This window comes from Alteromonas sp. G4i35 (genome assembly GCF_054960375.1).
Window position 1 is genome coordinate 39176 of the sequence record NZ_JBHNZD010000017.1, and the last position, 20136, is coordinate 59311.

Annotated in this window: 18 protein-coding genes; 5 read left to right on the forward strand and 13 right to left on the reverse strand. The window is 44.9% G+C overall.

What is annotated here, in order from left to right:
* Positions 1-20: 20 nt before the first annotated feature.
* The 9 genes from bamA to rpsB all read right to left on the reverse strand — a co-directional run bounded on the left by bamA (position 21) and on the right by rpsB (position 10081).
* Positions 21-2498 (reverse strand): outer membrane protein assembly factor BamA, encoded by a 2478-nt coding sequence (gene bamA, locus ACFI6L_RS12325; RefSeq protein WP_014975852.1) that lies wholly within the window; start codon positions 2496-2498, stop codon positions 21-23.
* A 58-nt stretch (positions 2499-2556) separates the two neighbouring features.
* Positions 2557-3909, reverse strand: coding sequence for a sigma E protease regulator RseP (gene rseP, locus ACFI6L_RS12330; RefSeq protein ID WP_014948559.1), 1353 nt, complete (start codon positions 3907-3909; stop codon positions 2557-2559).
* Positions 3903-5090: a 1-deoxy-D-xylulose-5-phosphate reductoisomerase gene (gene ispC / locus ACFI6L_RS12335; protein WP_101563645.1), complete on the reverse strand. Its 1188-nt coding sequence runs from the start codon at positions 5088-5090 to the stop codon at positions 3903-3905. The genes rseP and ispC overlap by 7 nt, the downstream gene beginning before the upstream one ends.
* A complete protein-coding gene (locus ACFI6L_RS12340; RefSeq protein ID WP_014948557.1) occupies positions 5090-5953 on the reverse strand; it encodes a phosphatidate cytidylyltransferase in 864 nt (287 codons plus the stop codon). The genes ispC and ACFI6L_RS12340 overlap by 1 nt, the downstream gene beginning before the upstream one ends.
* A gap of 54 nt (positions 5954-6007) precedes the next feature.
* On the reverse strand, positions 6008-6790 hold the full coding sequence (gene uppS / locus ACFI6L_RS12345) for a polyprenyl diphosphate synthase (RefSeq protein WP_080986374.1): 783 nt from the start codon (positions 6788-6790) through the stop codon (positions 6008-6010).
* A 9-nt stretch (positions 6791-6799) separates the two neighbouring features.
* Complete coding sequence (gene frr / locus ACFI6L_RS12350; protein WP_014948555.1) at positions 6800-7357, reverse strand: ribosome recycling factor; 558 nt, start codon at positions 7355-7357, stop codon at positions 6800-6802.
* A gap of 23 nt (positions 7358-7380) precedes the next feature.
* Entirely contained in the window at positions 7381-8118 is a 738-nt protein-coding gene (gene pyrH, locus ACFI6L_RS12355) for a UMP kinase (RefSeq protein ID WP_014948554.1), read from the reverse strand.
* 237 nt (positions 8119-8355) lie between these two features.
* The gene (gene tsf, locus ACFI6L_RS12360; protein ID WP_014978551.1) at positions 8356-9228 is read right to left on the reverse strand and encodes a translation elongation factor Ts; all 873 of its coding nucleotides are present in this window, start codon (positions 9226-9228) and stop codon (positions 8356-8358) included.
* A 121-nt stretch (positions 9229-9349) separates the two neighbouring features.
* Positions 9350-10081, reverse strand: coding sequence for a 30S ribosomal protein S2 (gene rpsB, locus ACFI6L_RS12365; RefSeq protein ID WP_014948552.1), 732 nt, complete (start codon positions 10079-10081; stop codon positions 9350-9352).
* A gap of 412 nt (positions 10082-10493) precedes the next feature.
* Between rpsB and map the strand changes: the two genes are divergently transcribed.
* From map to dapD, 3 genes are all read left to right on the forward strand, one after another.
* The gene (gene map / locus ACFI6L_RS12370; RefSeq protein WP_342339375.1) at positions 10494-11288 is read left to right on the forward strand and encodes a type I methionyl aminopeptidase; all 795 of its coding nucleotides are present in this window, start codon (positions 10494-10496) and stop codon (positions 11286-11288) included.
* Between the two features lie 321 nt (positions 11289-11609).
* Positions 11610-14261, forward strand: a complete 2652-nt coding sequence (gene glnD / locus ACFI6L_RS12375) for a [protein-PII] uridylyltransferase (RefSeq protein WP_462574112.1) — start codon at positions 11610-11612, stop codon at positions 14259-14261.
* Positions 14258-15082, forward strand: coding sequence for a 2,3,4,5-tetrahydropyridine-2,6-dicarboxylate N-succinyltransferase (gene dapD / locus ACFI6L_RS12380; RefSeq protein ID WP_014948549.1), 825 nt, complete (start codon positions 14258-14260; stop codon positions 15080-15082). Before glnD ends, dapD begins: the two co-directional genes overlap by 4 nt.
* Positions 15083-15212: 130 nt before the next feature.
* Here the strand turns inward: dapD and ACFI6L_RS12385 are convergent, their stop codons facing one another.
* From ACFI6L_RS12385 to ACFI6L_RS12395, 3 genes are all read right to left on the reverse strand, one after another.
* Complete coding sequence (locus ACFI6L_RS12385; RefSeq protein WP_462574113.1) at positions 15213-15662, reverse strand: flavodoxin domain-containing protein; 450 nt, start codon at positions 15660-15662, stop codon at positions 15213-15215.
* Positions 15663-15728: 66 nt separating this feature from the next.
* Positions 15729-16568 carry a tRNA pseudouridine(65) synthase TruC gene (gene truC, locus ACFI6L_RS12390; RefSeq protein WP_462574114.1) on the reverse strand — a complete coding sequence of 280 codons (840 nt, stop codon included), beginning with the start codon at positions 16566-16568 and terminating at the stop codon, positions 15729-15731.
* Entirely contained in the window at positions 16561-16905 is a 345-nt protein-coding gene (locus tag ACFI6L_RS12395; RefSeq protein ID WP_249922587.1) for a YqcC family protein, read from the reverse strand. The genes truC and ACFI6L_RS12395 overlap by 8 nt, the downstream gene beginning before the upstream one ends.
* 210 nt (positions 16906-17115) lie before the next feature.
* Between ACFI6L_RS12395 and ACFI6L_RS12400 the strand changes: the two genes are divergently transcribed.
* Both ACFI6L_RS12400 and ACFI6L_RS12405 read left to right on the forward strand, forming a co-directional pair.
* The gene (locus tag ACFI6L_RS12400; RefSeq protein WP_462574115.1) at positions 17116-18165 is read left to right on the forward strand and encodes a DUF3549 family protein; all 1050 of its coding nucleotides are present in this window, start codon (positions 17116-17118) and stop codon (positions 18163-18165) included.
* Positions 18166-18468 carry a DUF3301 domain-containing protein gene (locus ACFI6L_RS12405; protein ID WP_252119883.1) on the forward strand — a complete coding sequence of 101 codons (303 nt, stop codon included), beginning with the start codon at positions 18166-18168 and terminating at the stop codon, positions 18466-18468. It begins immediately after the preceding gene.
* A 996-nt stretch (positions 18469-19464) separates the two neighbouring features.
* Here ACFI6L_RS12405 and ACFI6L_RS12410 read toward each other — a convergent pair.
* Complete coding sequence (locus tag ACFI6L_RS12410) at positions 19465-20112, reverse strand: GNAT family N-acetyltransferase (protein WP_014948543.1); 648 nt, start codon at positions 20110-20112, stop codon at positions 19465-19467.
* Positions 20113-20136: the final 24 nt, after the last annotated feature.

Sequence of the window (20136 nt, forward strand, 5' to 3'; positions counted from 1 at the left end):
AACGCGCTCGCTTTAATGTCTTAGAAAGTTTGACCAATGTTGAAAGTGAAGAATCTCGCATCGTCACCATCACGTTGCTGTATCGCTTTCGAGAAGCTGAATACCATCGGTCCCATTGGTGATACCCATTGGACCGATATACCTGCCGAGCTACGATACAGGCTCCAATCAGAATAGTCCAATAGCTCACCGCGTTGTGTAGATGCTATGTCAAACTGACGGTAATAGTCATAGTCGAACTCAGTATCCCACACGTTACCCACATCCACAAACAAACTTGTACGAACTGAGTTATCCATTTCTTCTTCAACAAATGGCGTAGGAACAATAAGCTCGATACCGCCAAGTGCCATCGCGTTACCACCTAGGCTTCGCGTCGACCAAGACAGCTGCGCATCAGCTGGATCGCCCGGAAACACTTCGCCATCAGGTCCAACTATAGTGCCCGTATTGCCTAAGAATACACCGCGAGGACCTACCGTGTTATTCTCGAATCCTCGTAGTGAGTCAGAACCACCTGCCGTAAAGTTCTCTGTAAACGGTAATATTTGCTCATTGCCGTTAATATCACCGTAACCATTCCCGTAGCCAAGACGTACGCGCGCTAGGAAAGACCAGCGCTGGTTACGAGATAATGGGAAGTACCACTTACCGTCAAATACTGTCTTGAAGTAGTTAACGTCTGAGTTAGGCGTGGTAATACTGAATGACGCACGCTGAGACGAACCCGCCGTTGGGAACAAACCACGGTTAAGCGTACTTCTGCTCCAGCTTACGCTTGCCAAGAAGCTATCATATTTAATAGCCGCATCAGGATCTTCACCGTTAGTAAACTGATTATAGAACTGCTCAGTTTGCTCGTAGTAACCACGGTTGAATAGCTCTACGTTGCTGTAGGTCAAACCGAAGTTAATACGATTAAACTCGTTAATCGGATAACCAATGTTCGCACCAATAGACCAGCGCTTAGAGTTGTACTGAATAACGTTAAAGTCAGAACCGTCGAACTCACTATAGCCCAAGCTTCCGCCCAAACTAATACCGTCAATGGTAAAATAAGGGTCGTTGTAAGTGATTTGCGCACTGCGCTGATATGAAACCGTGCTTAGGTTAAGACCTACACGTTTACCTGTACCCAAGAAGTTATCTTGCTGGATACCCGCCTGTAGGCTTAGCTTCGTTCTGTCACCATAGCCGATACCAGCATTAAACGAGCCCGATGGCTGTTCTTTTACGTTAAAATTAACGTCTACTTTATCTTCTGAACCCGGGATACGTACCGTTTCAAATTCAACCTCTTCCATATAAGTAAGTCGAGAAAGCTGGTTCTTTGAAGACTCAAGTAAGTTATTCGACAGCCACGTACCTTCCATCTGGCTGACATTTTGACGCAGAACGCTATCGGCTGTTACTACGTTGCCGTTAAATTTAATGCGGTTGACGTAGATACGTTTGCCTGGGTCAACGGACAGCGTGAGCTTAACCGTTTTGTCTTCGTCATTAATTTCAGGAACCGTAGTTACTGTTGGGTAAGCGTACCCAAAGCGACCAAGATACTTACTGATAAATTCTTCTGTATACGTTACTTCTGCTTGGTTATACAATTCACCCGTAGTAAGCGGAAGCACGCGTTCAATATACTCTTCGTGCCCGAGTACATCGCCTACCAGCTCAACTTCAGAGATAGTGTATTGCTCACCTTCTGTTACGTTCATGGCGATATAGATACCTGACTTTTCAGGTGTCATTGAAACTTGTGTAGAGTCAACGTTAAAGCGAAGGTAACCACGGTTTAAGTAATGGTTACGCAGCGTTTCCATATCCCCTTGCAGCGTTTGCTGCTGGTAGCGAGTTTCCGACAGGAAATCCCACCAAGGCGTATCGTATTGCAGCTCGAAAGCCTCCATCAGCTCTTCGTCTGAGAAGATTTCGTTACCTACAATATTGATTTGTTCAATTTCAGCCGCGTCGCCCTCTTCGAAAAGTAATTTCAAGTCAACACGGTTACGCGGTAGCGGCGTTATAATAGCCGTCACGTCAGCATTATATTTACCTATGCTGTAAAAGAAGTCTTTCAGGCCATTCTCGATAGAGGTTAGTACGGTCTTATCGAGCGGCTCACCAATACGAACGCCGTTTCCGTCTAAGCTTTCCTGAAGTTGCTCATCTTTAATATCATCGTTGCCTTCAAAGATGATATTACTAATGGTAGGACGCTCAGCGACACGCACGACAAGCGTATTGCCATCACGGAGAATTTCAACATTTTCAAAGTGAGTTGAAGAGTACAACGAGCGAATAAGCTGCGTTACCCTGAATGTATTAAGCTCGTCGCCAACTTGAACGGGCAAGTAGGTTAAGGCTGCACCAAGTGCAACTCGTTGCAAACCTTCTACGCGAATGTCTTCAACGACAAATTCACTGTCTTGCGCCGCAGCATTGGCAAAGCTAGCACTGGAAAGAATGGCTCCGGCTGCTACTAACTGTTTTAACTTCATCTATTTTTCTTTTCCTGGCCGCGTTTTGTATTAGCTGTTTTGTACTTCCTGATTTGTATCAGGTTATGCGAGCGATATCGTTAAAAATTGCGATACCCATGATCATAAACAGAAGCACGCCACCTATTCTGTAACCCCATTCCTGAACCGCTTCAGGCACAGGTTTGCCTGTGATCCACTCCACGATAAAAAACATGAGGTGACCACCGTCAAGCATGGGCAAGGGTAATAAATTTATTATGCCTAAATTTACGCTTATTAAGGCAAGAAAACTCAAAAAGTACGCAAGTCCATACCCAGCACTTGTTCCCGCACCTTGAGCAATTGAGATAGGCCCACTCAAATTCTTCACTGACACGTCGCCCGTGATGAGCTTACCTATCATTTCGACACTGAGTGTCATAAGACGCCATGTTTTATCTAGCGCCTTCCCAATAGCCTCTATAATGCCATATTGATGCGTAAACACATACCCTTCTGGCCAAGGCTCAAATGTTGGGCTTACACCGAGATATCCACTTTGCCCTTGTGGTGTATCGCGGCGCGCTATCGTGGCATCTAACGTCAGTTGTTGTCCATCCCTTTGTATATCAAGCGAGATATTCTCGCCGGGACTTTCAACAATAACGTCAACTAATCGCTCCCACGATGACAACTTAGCGCCATTTAATGCAAGAAGCTCATCACCGGGTTTTAAACCCGCTTGCTGAGCCGCGCTTCCTTCACCTACAAACCCAACGGTTAACGTTGCATCTGGACGATAAGGGGTTAACCCTAAGCTGCTTAAAGGAGACTCGCTATCTGGGTCAAAGTTCCAAGAACCCAGTGTAAAAGTCAGTTCTTTTTCAACATTTGACGAATTTTTAACCGTAACATTGGCTTTTTCGGCGCCAATGTTTGAGACTATTTCCAGGTTTACCGCTTCCCAATCAGGCGTATTCCTGTCGCCAACTTTAATAATTTCATCACCAGGTTGCACACCAGCGATAGCTGCGATGCTTTCTGGCTCAACCTGTTTAACTACTGGCTTAACCGTTTCCAGCCCCACCAGATACATCAACCACAGTGCGAAAAACGCAAAAATAAAGTTAACGCCAGGTCCAGCAGCAATAACCGCCATGCGCTGCAAAACGGGTTTATTGTTAAACGCTTTGTCTTCTAACTCAGGCGGTACGTCATCAATGCGTCCATCGAGCATGCGCACGTATCCACCTAATGGGATCATAGCGATGACATATTCTGTGCCTGATTTACTTGTTTTACGCCATATAGGCTTTCCAAAACCAATTGAGAAGCGCTCTACCTGCACACCGCATTTACGAGCCACATAAAAGTGCCCCCACTCATGTACAGCAACCAAAATACCTAAGGCTACAATGAATGCACCAAGGCTCCATAAAAATGCTAGCACTGGAATTTACCTCGAATAATCTCGTTAGCTTTTGCTCTTGCAAGGCTGTCTTGCTCTAGTATTTGCTGAATAGAATTCACCGACACATTGGGCATAGCATTAAGCGTGGCGTCATTTACTTTAGCAATATCGCAAAACTGAATTTTGCCTTCTAGAAAGGCGTCGACAGCCACTTCGTTTGACGCGTTCACTCGTGTTGTTGCACATTGCCCTTCTTTACACGCATCAATAGCCAGCTTCAAATTCGGATAACGCTCAAAACAAGGGGTTTGGAAACTGAAATTGCCAATGTCAGAAAAGTCGAGCGGCGTCACGCCAGCTTCGATTCGCTCAGGATGCGCCAAACCATAAGCAATAGGGGTACGCATATCAGGATTGCCCATTTGTGCGATCACCGAGCCATCAACATATTGCACCATAGAATGAATAATACTTTGCGGGTGAATAACCACATCAATATCATCTGCGCCAGCACCGAACAGCCAACAGGCTTCAATAAACTCCAGCCCCTTGTTCATCATAGTTGCAGAATCGATTGTAATTTTTCTGCCCATCGACCAGTTAGGGTGTGTACTGGCTTCATCGATTGTAATTGACGAGAAGCTATCAAGCGGTCTTTCTCTAAACGGACCACCAGAACCCGTTAAGAGAATTTTACGAATGCCGGATGCGGCAAAGTTACCGTATTCATAATCGTGCGGTAGGCACTGGAATATGGCGTTGTGTTCGCTGTCAATAGGAAGAATTTCAGCGCCGCTTTGGTTCGCAGCCTCGATAAATAAAGCACCAGACATGACTAACGCTTCTTTATTGGCAAGCAAAACCCTTTTACCCGCCTTTACTGCTGCCAGTGTGGGTAAAAGCCCTGCTGCACCCACAATGGCTGCCATTACAGCATCAACTTCAGGCGCGCTGGATACTTCTTCCAGCGCCTTTGCACCAGAGAGAATTTCTGCATCCACACCGTACTGGGATGCTAACTCACAGGCTAGTTTGTAGTTAGCGTCATCAGCAATTACCACATAGCGCGGCGCGCATTTCTGGGCCTGCTCCATAAGCAATTCAAGCTGTGAGTTGCCAGTAATAGCAAATACGCGATATTTGTCTGGGTGGCGGTTTATTACGTCGAGTGTATTACAACCAATGGAGCCTGTGGCCCCTAACACTGTTACTGTTTGCATTACGCCATCCAGGTTACATAGCAGAACGCAAAAACAGGGAATGCCGCGGTTAAGCTGTCGATTCTATCGAGTACACCACCGTGTCCAGGGAGAATTTTGCCGCTGTCTTTAATGCCCGCACAACGCTTAAGCATACTTTCGTTTAAATCGCCAAGGGCGGAAACAGCCACCGTAATACCGCCAATAGCAAGGTGAAGCCAAATACGCGAAGGCTCTACCTGATAGTGAAGGGCCGCAAAAGCGATAATAGCGAATGAAGCTGCAATACCGCCTAACAAGCCTTCTAAACTTTTACCTGGCGATACGTTAGGGCGTAACTTGTGGCGTCCGAATTTTACGCCAACAAAGAATGCACCAATATCTGCAGCCCAAACAATCCCCAGCACATAAAAGATGAGTGAAGCGCCGTAGAAAGGATCAACATCGTGCAAGCTCGTGCGAAGTGCAACAACCGCTACCCATGTAGGTATAAGCGTAAGTGCCCCAAATAGGGTTCTAACGCTGCGACTGTCTTTCCAGAACTTGGAATATTTGGGATAGGCTAGCACCATAAATAAAGACGCTATCCACCATAATACGGCAACCGTTAATATGGCACGGTATAAACCATGTAATTGGCCTTGATACCAAATCGTGCTGGCATCAACAATAAGAGACAAGGCTATACATATGGCAAAGGCACCTGCCATATAAATGAGCTTTTTAGGACGTTCACATACGCCCGACATATTCGCCCATTCATAAGCGCCGATGCCGACAACACCAGCAATGGCTATTTCAAACCAAAAAATAGGAAGAAAAAGAATAGCGTAAAGCGCCAGTGGCGCGAGGATTAATGCAGTTATTATTCGTTGTTTTAGCATAATTTGCCCTTGGCTATCGTTACCAGGGCAAGCCTGATAATTGCCTGTATGGTGTTAACCATCGGCTGTGACTACCTGTTCACCGGTTAAACCGAAGCGACGTTGGCGAACGTTAAAATCGTCTACGGCCAATTGAAACACGTCTTCGTTGAAGTCGGGCCATAGTACGTCGGTAAAGTACAACTCTGCATAGGCACATTGCCACAGCAAGAAGTTACTAATACGGTGTTCGCCACCTGTGCGAATAAGAAGGTCTAACTCAGGAAGGTTAGCTGTTGAAATGTGCGCATTCAGTGCGTCTTCACAGATGCTTTCCACATCAAGTTCGCCGCTTTTCACTTGCGTAGCAAGCTGCTTAGCCGCGTTTACAATGTCCCATCTCCCACCGTAATTTGCGGCGATATTCAAGACCAAATCTTTGTTGTCTTTGGTCATGTCTTCAGCTTTGCGAATTTTTTCGACAAGCTTGGCATCAAACGCCTCAACATCACCAATAACCTGTAGACGTACACCATTTTTGTGTAGTCTTTTTGCTTCGCTATTGAGGACAAGATTGAACAGCTCCATTAAGACACTGACTTCTTCCTCAGGACGTTTCCAGTTCTCACTTGAAAACGCGAATAGCGTAAGTGATTCAATATCGTTTTGACGTGCAAAGCGCACAACAGAACGAACAGACTCTACCCCGGCTTTATGACCAAAGGTACGAATTTTCCCTTTCTTTTGCGCCCATCGACCATTGCCATCCATAATGATTGCAACATGCTTCGGGCCAGCAGATTCTGCTGGCACCTCTGCTTTTGTCGATTTGGCTGCGCTTAAACGCTTTCCAATCATAATACTTACTTATACTTCCATTAGTTCTTTTTCTTTGTCAGCAAGCATGCTGTCAACTTTCTTAATGAAATCGTTAGTAATAGATTGAATGTTCTCTTCAGCAGCGCGGCTCTCATCTTCACTGATTTCTTTTTCTTTAAGAAGATCTTTGATGTCACCGTTCGCGTCACGACGGATGTTACGGATAGCGACACGACCACCTTCCGCTTCATTGCGAACAACGCGGATAAGGTCTTTACGACGCTCTTCAGTAAGAGGAGGAAGTGGAATACGAATTGAACCACCTGCACTCATTGGGTTTAAACCCAAATCAGACTGCATAATGGCTTTTTCTACCGCTTGAATGGCGCTTTTATCAAACACAGTTAACGCTAGAGTACGACTGTCTTCTGCAACGACGTTAGCCACTTGCTTTAGCGGCGTGTCTACGCCGTAATAAGGTACCATGATGCCATCTAGAAGGCTTGGATGCGCACGACCTGTGCGGATTTTGCTGAATTGGCCCTTAAGAGAAACTAGGCTTTTTTCCATGCGCTCTTGCGCATCTAATTCAATTTCATCAATCACGATTTGTATCCTATTGTTCTTAATTAATCGTTGTCAGCGTGGCGAATAACAGTACCTTCTTTTTCGCCCATCACAACACGCTTCAGGCAACCTGGCTTATTCATGTTGAATACGCGAATTGGCAAGCTGTGATCGCGCGCCAAAGTAAACGCTGACAAGTCCATCACTTTAAGTTCTTTTTCTAGTACTTCTTGATAAGTCAGTTCTTCGTAAAGCGTTGCTTCTGGATTTTTCACCGGATCATCGCTGTAAACACCATCAACTTTTGTCGCTTTCAATACCGCATCGGCTTCAATTTCGATACCGCGTAAACAAGCCGCTGAGTCTGTGGTGAAGAAAGGGTTGCCTGTACCGGCAGAGAAGATAACAACACGGCCTGACTTAAGAAGGCTAATGGCTTCTGCCCAGTTGTAGGCATCGCAAACACCGTTTAGCGGTATTGCTGACATCATTCGCGCATTTACAAATGCACGATGAAGCGCATCGCGCATGGCTAAGCCATTCATTACGGTAGCCAGCATTCCCATGTGATCGCCAACAACGCGGTTCATTCCCGCTTTTGCTAAGCCTTCGCCACGGAACAAGTTACCACCACCGATAACAAGACCAACTTGAACACCAAGTTCAACCAGCTCTTTAATTTCTTGTGCCATTCTATCTAGCACTTTAGGGTCTATGCCAAAGCCTTCTGCCCCCATTAGGGCTTCACCACTAAGCTTTAACAAAATGCGTCGGTATGCTGATTTTGGTGTGATACTCATAGTTTGAATTGTCCTCGTAAACCCGTTTTGTCCTATGTCTTTCGACAAGCCACTGTTGTAAAAAACATAGGACAAAGCGCTTTCGTTTGTCAGGCAGGCGCGTACTTAATCTCGCCTAGCTTCACACTTACGCATTGCAATGGCAACACTAAAGACGTTCAGCTATAAAAAAGCACCTCCTAAGAGGTGCTTTGTAGTTTATCTAACTATTGCTTAATGCAAAAGATAAACACTCAATTATTTCTTAGCAGCAGCCATTTGAGCAGCTACTTCAGCAGCGAAGTCTTCAGTCTTCTTCTCGATACCTTCACCAACTTCGAAACGTACGAAGTTGATTACGTCTGCGCTGTTGTTCTTAAGAAGCTCAGCAACAGAGATTGAAGGATCTTTAACGAAAGGCTGACCAGTCAAGCTCACTTCGCCAGTGAACTTCTTCATGCGGCCTGCAACCATTTTCTCAGCGATATCAGCTGGCTTACCAGACTGGATAGCGATTTCAATTTGGATTTCTTTCTCTTTCTCAACAACTTCTGCTGGAACGTTTTCAGGCTTAACGAACTGCGGGCTTGCAGCTGCAACGTGCATTGCAACGTCTTTCGCTAGCTCTTCGTCACCGCCAGTAAGGATAGAGATAACACCAATACGGCCGCCGTGTACATACGCGCCTAGTGTATCGCCTTCAACGTTGATAACGCGACGAGGAGAGATGTTTTCGCCGATTTTAGCAACAAGTGCGTCACGAACTTCGCTTACTTTAGAACCGTTAAGTTCTGCATCGTTAAGCGCATCGATGTCGTTGATGTTGTTAGCAGCAGCTACCTCTAGTAGCTCGTTACCAAACTTAAGGAAACCTTCGTCACGTGCTACGAAGTCAGTTTCACAGTTAAGTTCAAGCATAGTCGCACGACCTGCTTCAACCTTAGTAAGGATTACACCTTCAGCTGCGATACGGCCTGCTTTTTTAGCCGCTTTCGCTTGGCCTGATTTACGCATGTTTTCAATGGCTAACTCAATGTCACCATCCGTTTCAACCAGGGCTTTTTTACAATCCAGCATACCTGCGCCAGTACGTTCGCGCAGTTCTTTAACTAGTGCTGCAGTCACTGCCATTTTTCAATTCCTCAGCATTAAATATAAATTCGTTAGGTAAAAGGGGCGATGTCGCCCCTCTCAATACGTTTCGTATTGTAGTACTGCCATATTATTAAGATATGACAGTAAGCAATCAGAATTACTCTGCTGCTTCTACGAAGTCGTCTTGCTCAGCTTGTACTTCAAGGTTGCTTTCGCGACCTGAGTTGATAGCGTTTGCAGCAGCATCCAAGTAAAGTTGGATAGCGCGGATAGCATCGTCGTTACCAGGGATGATGTAATCAACACCGTCTGGGTTAGAGTTAGTATCAACAACACCAACAACAGGAATACCTAGGTTACGAGCTTCTGTTACAGCAATGTGCTCGTGATCTGCGTCGATAACAAAGATCGCGTCTGGAAGACCGCCCATGTCTTTGATACCGCCAAGGCTGTTTTCAAGCTTGTCCATTTCGCGCTGAAGCATAAGTGCTTCTTTCTTAGTTAGCTTCTCAAACGTACCGTCTTGGCTTTGCTGCTCAAGATCTTTAAGACGCTTGATTGACTGACGTACTGTTTTCCAGTTAGTCAGCATACCACCTAACCAACGCTTGTTTACGTAGTACTGGTCGCACTTAAGAGCAGCATCTTTAACTGCTTCGCCAGCTGCGCGCTTAGTACCAACGAAAAGGATTTTACCTTTCTTAGACGCAACACCTGAAAGGTAGTTAAGTGCGTTGTTGAAAAGTGGAACCGTTTTTTCAAGGTTGATGATATGAACTTTGTTACGAGCGCCGAAGATGAAAGGCTTCATCTTTGGGTTCCAGTAACGAGTTTGGTGACCGAAATGCACACCTGCTTTCAGCATGTCACGCATAGAAACATTAGCCATTTTATTTTCCTCTTGGGGTTAGGCCTCCATATACCCCTTGTATCGATTCAGGCCAACCTAAATTGAACTGAACACCCCGATACGAAGTGTCGGTATATGTGTGTTTTAATAAAATAAATTTACCCTCTAAAACGGTGCCAAATGCACGTGGCAAAATGAGCTTTCCGTCAGGGCGCGCGCTTTATACCACAATCCCATCTAAGCCTCAAGTTTTGAGGGTAAAAAGCGACAAACTGAAGTATTTAGGTAAAAGAAAGTATAGAACCCTTAATGAGCTCGCTTTCCACCTCAGCCCTTACCAGATAAAATCCCGAAATATCAAAACCTTACTAAGATTGACCTGAATAGTGTTATAATGCGTAAGTAATCAAAATTCTTCATCAAACTAGTTTCAAACGATTTGAGAGGCGCTGTGACAGCTATTATCAAAACCCCAGAAGAAATCGAAAAAATGCGCGTAGCCGGTAAATTGGCAGCCGAAGTGCTTACTATGATAGGGCCTTACGTAAAGAAAGGCGTTACCACAGATGAGCTAAATACTATTTGCCACAACTACATTGTAAATGAGCAAAAAGCGGTACCTGCGCCTCTAAACTACGGCCACCCGCCTTTTCCAAAGTCTATTTGTACGTCGGTAAACCACTGTATTTGTCACGGAATCCCTTCTGACAAGAAACTGAAAGACGGCGACATCATTAATATCGACGTGACAGTTATTAAAGACGGCTATCATGGCGATACGTCAAAAATGTTCGTGGTGGGTAAGCCTTCTATTCTTGCAGAACGCCTGGTTCGCGTTACCCAAGAATGCTTATACAAAGCTATTGAGCAAGTGAAACCGGGCATGCGCCTTGGCGATATCGGTCATATTTGTCAAACCCACGCTGAAGCGCATAACTATTCAATAGTTCGTGAATACTGCGGCCACGGTATTGGCGCTAGTTTCCACGAAGAACCACAAATTGTTCACTATGGTAAGCCAGGTACGGGTGATGTGTTAGAGCCGGGCATGTGCTTTACCATCGAGCCTATGGTCAACGCAGGCAAGCGCTACTCAAAAGTGCTGCCAGACCAATGGACGGTGGTAACTAAAGACAGAAGTTTAAGCGCTCAATGGGAGCACACCCTATTGGTCACTGAAACCGGCGTTGAGATTCTTACGCTTCGCGAAGAAGAAACCTTGGAACGCGTCATTTCTCACGGATAAGTCGACTTCGACAATATTGATAACGTTTCAAATAATCGCGTTAAAAATATCATTTCAGAAGATTGAGTCTATCGAATTATGCAAAGCGGCCGTTGAATTCGCGGCTGCTTTTTTATTGGCTCGTTAGCTCAAATTCCAACTATCAAAATTCGGCATCGTGTGCCCACTCCCCTCATATTTACTGCGCTACACACCTATAACAAAAAACCATAAATATTCACAATTCAACCTAACTTATGCATTAATTTGCTACTGCGAACTACTAGCAATTCATGCTATTGTTCTTAGCGTCTAAAAAGAAGTCTATTTCAAAGGTGTATTTTGACGCTGCAATCACTGATAAAGAATATCGACACAATTAGCTCTGTTGACGAAATTCCCGCCATTAAATCGTGCGTGGAAGCCAGTTATGCCTGGATAACGGAGTCCTTCGACGCTACGCCGGTTAATCAACTCGTTACCGGTCGTGCACAGTTCGTTGATGCGTTGCTTTGTCATCTTTGGCAACTTTATGGTTTAGATACCGTCGACGAATTATCGCTTTGCGCCGTTGGTGGTTACGGCCGTGGTCATCTGCAACCTCATTCAGACATCGATTTACTCATAGTTAGTAAAAAGAAGCTTAAGCCCGATGTGCAAGAAAAAATTGGCATGTTCATCACCCTTTTATGGGATATCAAATTAGATGTTGGCCAGTCAGTTCGCACTATCAAAGAAACGGTCAAGCTAGCAAAAGACGATATTACGATTGCGACCAATTTAGTGGAAAGCCGATTACTTTGCGGCAGTGAAGCCACCTTTGATAAATTGTGGGATGAAGTTAACGGTCGAAACTCATGGTCGAGCAAAGCGTTTTTCTCAGCCAAGTACGACGAGCAGAAAAAACGCCACGCCAAATTCAACGGTACCGCTTATAACCTTGAACCTAACATCAAAGAAAACCCCGGGTGTTTGCGTGATATTCAATCTATTGGCTGGGTCGCCAAAAAGCATTTTAAAGAATATGACGGCTGGAATTTAGTAGGCCACGGCTACTTTACAGAACAAGAGCACAGTGAATTAATTGCTTGTCGCATGCACCTTTGGAAAATGCGTTGTGCACTGCACCTGGTTGCAGGCAGAAGCGAAAACCGACTGCTGTTTGATTACCAACCTGACGTTGCAAAAATGATGGGGTATGGTGAAGAAGGTAAATCGTCTGTCGAAAAAATGATGCGGGACTTTTTCCGCACCGTGGCGCGGGTGTCTGAACTGAATCAAATGCTGCTTCAGCGCTTCAAGTACGACATGCTGAACCAAAGCGTTCAGAAAAGCGTGATCATAAACGAAGATTTCGAGCTGCTCGATAATATGATATCGCCACGACACGAAACCGTGTTCTCCTCTCCCGAAGCAATCTTGGACTTTCTGCATTTGGTGGCCAACACGCCAGAAGTACAAGGCCTCAGTACGATTTGCATACGTCAGCTGCGCAACGCTCACCGCGCTTTTGAAGCAGAATACTATGTTGAGCGCCCGCTGTGCCGCGAAAAATTCATGCGCTTAATGAAACAGCCTGAGTTCTTTGATTTTGCATGGGACATCATGCATCAATACGGCATTTTACAAGCTTATCTTCCTGAATGGGATGCCATTGTAGGTATGATGCAATTTGACTTATTCCATGCCTACACGGTTGACGAGCACACGCATCGACTAGTGAAGCATGTAAATTATTTTTTCTCGAAAGAAAACAAAGATTTTCCGCGCTGCGGCAGAATCTGCAAAAACCTCGACAAACCTGAAATACTTTACATCGCTGCTATTTTCCACGATATCGCCAAAGGTAGAAATGGCGATCATTCCACATTAGGCGCCCAAGATGTAGCAAAGTTCTGTCAGCAACACGATGTTCCCAGCGACGATGCTGAAATGATTGCATGGCTTGTAGAAAACCACCTACTGATGTCAGTGGTAGCCCAACGCCGTGATATTTATGACCCTGACGTTATAAGCGAGTTTGCTGGCGCGGTAAGAAGCCACAATCACCTTAATTTGCTTTATACGCTCACCCTTGCCGATATTCGTGCCACCAATGACAATCTTTGGAACGACTGGAAAGCATCTTTACTTCGCGAATTATATTTAATGACGCAAAAGGCATTGGATAATGGACTACAGTGTCAAGTAACATTGAACGAGCGAGTAACTACTCACAAACACCAAGCAAGGCAAATTTTGCAAGAGCGCGCTATTGAGCCTGTTGCTATTGATGCATTGTGGGCCCGCCTGGACGACGATTACTTTGTTCGCTTTAAGCCTACTCAAATCGCGTGGCATACTGATGAAATTATTAAAGCTCAGAATGAATGGCTTACACCAGAGCACGATGGTCTGTTAGTAAAAGCAAATGATAACAGTGCGAAAGGTGGCACTGAGGTGTTTGTTTACGGCAAAGATAGAAAAGCATTGTTTGCGCAAGTCGCGTCAGTGCTGGACAGTCGCAACTGTTCAATTCACGACGCCCACGTTACCGTAACTAGAGACGGCTATGTGTTCGATAGCATGCTTATTCTTGAAAATGACGGCAGTCGTATAAGCTCAGAGTCTCGCATTGCGTCCATTGAAAATGCTATTTCAGCCCAACTTGAAAAGCCGGGGCGTTCGCACGAAAATAAGCGTAAATTGCCTCGGCAAATGAAACAACTTGACGTGCCTACTAAGGTACGCTTTTTCAATATCAACGATGAAGCCACGCTTATTGAGTTAGAAGCCCTAGACGCTCCGGGCATTTTAGCTAAAATTGGTCACGCATTCGTTGATACTAATATGACGCTTAAGCTTGCGAAAATTGCCACCATTGGTGAGCGAGCCGAAGATATTTTTATCGTCAGCAATGAGGCTGGCAAAGCATTAACCCAAGAACAACAGGTGAACCTTAAAAAGCGTATCCTGTTCAAACTCGACCAACTTGAAGATATCACAATACCATGAATGAATTGAAAGCCATCATTGAAGACGCCTTCGAAAATCGCGATAGCATTAGCCCTTCATCTGCACCTGATGAAGTAAGAGATGCAGTAGCACAAGCTATTGACCTTTTAAACACAGGTAAAGCGCGCGTTGCAGAAAAAATTGCTGGCGAATGGGTAGTACATCAATGGCTTAAAAAAGCTGTTCTACTTTTCTTCCGTCTTCACAACAACGATGTGATTGAAGGCGCCGAAAGTAAGTTTTATGACAAAGTACCGCTTAAGTATACAAACTATACTGCTGAACAGTTTGCGGCTGACGGCGCGCGTATTGTTCCACCAGCAGCGGTACGTACGGGTACATTCGTAGGCAAGAACGCGGTTGTTATGCCTTCTTACGTAAACATTGGTGCGTTTGTTGACGAAGGTACTATGGTTGATACATGGGCGACAGTAGGCTCGTGTGCGCAAATTGGTAAGAATGTTCACCTTTCAGGTGGCGTGGGTATTGGCGGCGTATTAGAACCACTTCAGGCTAACCCCACCATTATTGAAGATAACTGCTTTATCGGCGCGCGTTCTGAAATCGTAGAAGGCGTGATTGTTGAAGAAGGTTCTGTTATCTCAATGGGCGTTTACATCGGTCAGAGCACTCGTATTTATGACCGCGAAACCGGTGAAGTTCACTATGGCCGTGTACCAGCAGGTTCAGTAGTCGTGGCGGGTAACCTGCCAAGCGCAGACGGTAAATACAGCCTTTACGCCGCTATCATCGTGAAGAAAGTAGATGCGAAGACCCGCGCGAAAGTAGGTATCAACGCGCTACTTCGCGGCGTAGAATAAGCAGTATTTCTGGCTTATCGCTAACGGCTCGGGTTAATTTCAATTAGCCGAGCCACATGCTGAAAGACTCACAAATTAAAAGAGGCGCTTATGCGCCTCTTTCTTTTCGTAATCACGACACTTCTAAGACTTAAGCCAACAGCTTATCTTTAATGGTGTTAACCCACTCTACTACGTCTTTTTCGGGCTCTAGGGTTTCAATCGCGTCAACCTCTAACATATCGGCAACTGCAATACCTTGTAGCTCGGTCAGTAACGCTTGAAACTGTTTACCTGCACCACAGAAACTATCGCCATAGCTGCTATCGCCTAGCGCTGCTACCGCGAATGGCTTGCCGGTTAGCATAGGCGATTCGTCTTTCAGATCTGAAAACACAAACTCAAGGTTCGGTGGTACATCGCCCTGCCCTGTTGTAGAGGTAATGATCAAAAGTGCGTCAGCATCAGTAAAATCTGCAACCGACGGGTCGCTTTCTAGTGAGCAATCCACGCCCTGTTCAGCTAAGTTCTCTTCCACCTGCTCAGCTACGTGTTGCGCATTGCCGTAAACTGTACCCGCAATAATTTTCAATGTTGCCATTTTTACCTCTTAAACCAATGATCGTCGCCTTTGTCGACAGGCGGAAATTCTTACTATTTTATCAACCTAAACGCAAAACGGCGCTAATTTTTCGAGCCATAGTCGCATTTCACTGTGCATCTGTGAATTAATCGTTACCCACTTTCCAGTGATAGGATGAGAAAAGCCCATTTGAGTACAACTTAAGGCCAAATTGTTAAAATTAAAGTGCTGCTTGGCGAATTTGTTTTGTTTACCGTCCCCGTGGGTCGTGTCGCCGATAATGGGGTGACGAATATGAACCATGTGCCGACGAAGCTGATGTTTACGACCGGTACTAGGAGAAAGCTTAACTACCGAATATCGTGCACTTTGGTATTTACCCACAGGCTCAGGCACTTCGAATTTTGCCACTGACTGATACATCGTTGATGCTGGTTGTGGCGGCTGCTGCGGGCGCTTATGCTTGTCGGCTATTTTGTCGTAGCGGTATTTTAGGGCGTAATCGATATACCCTGTGTGATGCACAAAACCGCGAACTATAGCGTGATACGTTTTTACTACCTGCTTGTCCATCATCTGCTGTCCAAGCTTTGCTGCAATTTCTGAGCTAAAGCTAAACACCAGCACACCTGAGGTGGGTCGGTCTAAACGATGAGCAGGATAGACGTGCTGGCCTATTTGGTCTCTAAGTGTTTGTACTGCGAACACCGTTTCATGTCTATCAATCGGGCTTCTGTGTACTAGTAGGCCAGGCGGCTTCTCAATCGCGATGATATGTTCATCTTGGTACAGCACAGGTAAATGAAGAGCGTTAACACTGTCTTCCTCACCAACGCTAGTCTTTCCTATTATTTGCTCATCTGAATGCACAGTTAATTGGCCTTTTAAATCGTTCTGCATAGTGCGTTGTGTTTGCTCACCCAATGTCTCCATTGGCAATATTATCAATAACTTGAAGCTGGGACAGAGTGCGCTGATGCGCCGATGACAGATATATTTCTGCTGCAGGCGTAATTTGCATGGGTGGTAAAGGCATTTCCTGTTTCAACAAAATGCGCATTTTGGGAATAAAAATAAAAGCCAACCAACTCTCAAACGCTAAACAGTCGACCGCAAAAGGAACTGAGCTTTCCGTGGCATTTTTTAGGTCTTGTTCCGCAGGCTCTTCATTTGGCCAAATACCATCCTGATACATGTCTGTTTCTAATTGTATCAATGCTTTACTTAATGCTATGTGATGAGTGCTATTCGTTTTAATCACATCCTCTCCGCAACTCAAAAACGCTTCTATTTCGAAGCGCGCAGTATATCAGGGGCTAAAGGTCAACATAAGTCCACGTGTCTTATCGTTGAATTTCTTCTGCTGTGGTACCATTACCCGTCTTTGTCGGCGGTATCTCATCGACGTGCCCCTTTGAATAGATGTGACAGCCTGGCAAATTTTGATTAAAGCAGTATTTTGGAACGAGTTATGAGCGCTAACGGTATTAATTCTATCAGCGAGTTTTTGTTACATGCAGGCACTGAATATCAGGTTTTTGATTTAGGTCGTCGCCTTGAACCCACCGATAGTCAAACCTTTCTAGAAATAGAAAACGGCAGTGCTTACGCGCCCTACCCTCGTCAGCAGCATGCGTGGTTCGGCATCGTCTTTTGGAATAAAAATGCCTCCACGCAACACTATATTTGGTTTGTGAAACTGCCGCTTGATGAGCAAGGCTTAGTGGTTGCCGCAGCAAGAAATCATTTTCTAGAGATTATTGTTGATGCACTAGGTCAGTCTGTTGCTGAAGATACTGAAAACGCGCAAACTCTGCCTGATAATCCTTATTCGTTTGTTCCCAATCAATCGCAGCTCGCTCAATTTAACGCACTAGTTAAACGCACCCTAAACCAACCTTTAAGTGAAGAGGCGCAGAAAGTTGAGGCCTACATTCAAGCCCCACAACTGGTTGACTGGCAGCAGATATCCATGCAAAGCGTGGCCGACTTTGTACAAAGTCTAAGCCATCACCCCAAACAAGATGTATTAGCGCAGGCAATTAAAACCAACACCTCACTTTACTCGGACGTTTTCCTTAACACTTTAATGGAAATGAGCGAAAGCGTTTCTCTGCCTGAAAATTTATTAGCGGCGTATTTAATTGAGATAGATAAAAGTGACGACATCAATTTAGCGGCGCTGAGAGGCACGTCAGAAGGTAGTTTCCACCCGACCATCAACAACAAACTACTCGAATTATTAAAAAGCGAAAAGTCGCAGAGACTTGATATTTTAAGCGTTATTGCAGCACGCCATTTCGAGCAAATGGAACCACTACTGCTTAGTGCCTTTTTAGAACAGGCGGCAAACGTTGATGAAAAAGAGGGTCATAAGGGCGCCTTATTCGCAGGGTTCTTTTCGGATTTAGTGCAAATCCCGAAGTTACGCAGACAAGTGCTAACCCTATTGCATTCAAACGCGAACTCACAGATTCTCTCCAACGCATTTCAACAATTGTTTGCACAAGCGAGAAAGTAAATGACGTTACTCGAGTTGGTGGTGTGGCTAGTTATTGGATTTACTGGCTATCAGTTTTGGCGCATTAGAGCCATTTCCGAGCAAACAAATACGTATCTAAAGCAATACTGCGATAAACATGATTTGCAGTTGTTGAGTGTGGCGAGAGCTAAAACACGATTTTCATTCAAATATGGAAAGCCTGACTGGCACAGTGTATTCAACTTTGAGTTCTCGAGTAATGGTGAGGACCGATATACTGGGGAAGTTGAATTGATAGGTGTAAGGGTTATGCGAACAGAGGTGCCGCCGCATAGGGTTTAAGCTTCTATGTCAAAAAGCGTGAGCGGCTCCTAATTCACCATTCAGGTCAGGTTTTACATAACAAGTGCATACGGATTGGTAATAAACAACGCAAAAAAAAGGGGAACCTAGCGGCTCCCCTTTTTCCTGGAATTTTGAGTATCCTTCTCCGCGATCCTTTGCGACTAAAATCTTCCCGATTAAAATCCGTATACGCCCCTTTCCATCTAATCTCGCGCCTTCCTGTGCGAGCTACACATCCATGCGTAGGTCCCTTTCCTTTTATCCTAATTTACTGCACATCCTTCATACAGTGTTCCTCTTCCTGAGGCTGTCCTTGTCAGACTCCGCTGACGTTCCCTTCCCTCATTCCATTATTTGCTGTACATCCTGCTACAGCTTTGCCAATCCCTTAGCATGTCCTTCTTTCGTCCTTGGTTTGCTCGTCCATGCAAACTAGAAATTCCTTAATGGCTATCCTGCCGTTGGCTTCTTGCCTCTAGCTCCTTGCTAGCTCTCGTCCATTTTTCCCTGCTACATCCTGTATGCGAAGTCCTTTCACATTTTACGTCCCTGAATCCCTTTATATCCTTTAAAATCCGTTTCTAACATCCTGTTAATGCAGTGTCCTATCTGCTTTCCTTTCCCTTTCCCCACTGCCTTGTGGGAGTCTCATCCTTAAGTTGTCCTAACTTATTCCGTTGATGATCCTTGACTCAATCCGTGACTCGTCGTGTTTCCTTGTGACATGTTCATAGTATCCCTTCCAATTATTACCGCCATATTGAATTACAGAGATTTAAGAAAGATTCTTGTACGACTTTTGACTAATTTTTAAAAACTTCAATATAATCAATAACTTTATACTTTAGTATAAATTAATCTTTCATCATTTAGGTAAGATCACTCACAGCGTTTGTAGGAAATGTCTTACAAACGCTGTAGTAAATTTGGTGTAAAGATTGGAACTGCAACGTATGACGTTTTTGTAGGAGTATCACAACGAATAAAAAAACATCATTTTAGCCTGAACATCACCTCACCGTTCACATGAGAAAGGCTTAGTTGTCCTACAACCTGATAATTGTCATCGTTAAAGAAAGCGCGATGTTTTTCTATAGTCACGAATACCGAAACACCCTCACTTTTTTCATCTTCCTCTACCACGCTATCAATAGCGCCAAGTAGAATATGCCCAAGCCCATGATGTTGATAATCTGGATGCACTGCGATGAAACTCAGCATGTGGAAGTTATCGGCGGGAACTAATGCTCGCACTTTTTCTTCTTTCTCTAGCATTTGCTTTGTACCGAACAAACCTGCCGTTAAAAGCATCCGCAATCTCCAGTGCCAGTAACGTCCTGAACCAAATGCTGCATCGGGCGCGGTCAAGCATGCAACGGCAATAAGCCGCTCATCATCGAACAGGCCAATCATCGGCTGCTCTGCAACCCAAAATGCATTGAGCTCTTCACGGATAGCTGACCGTAGACGGCTTTCATAACCTTCTTTTTCTGCTTGGAAAATGTCAATGAACAATGGGTCATCTACATACGCATTGTAAAGAATAGAGGCGGCAACTTTGAGATCATCTACAGATAGATAGATGGCTTTAACCGTGTCTTGCAAGGGGGCTATTGCATTATTAATAGCATCAGTATTCATCAGGGGCTCCTTGTACGCAAAGTT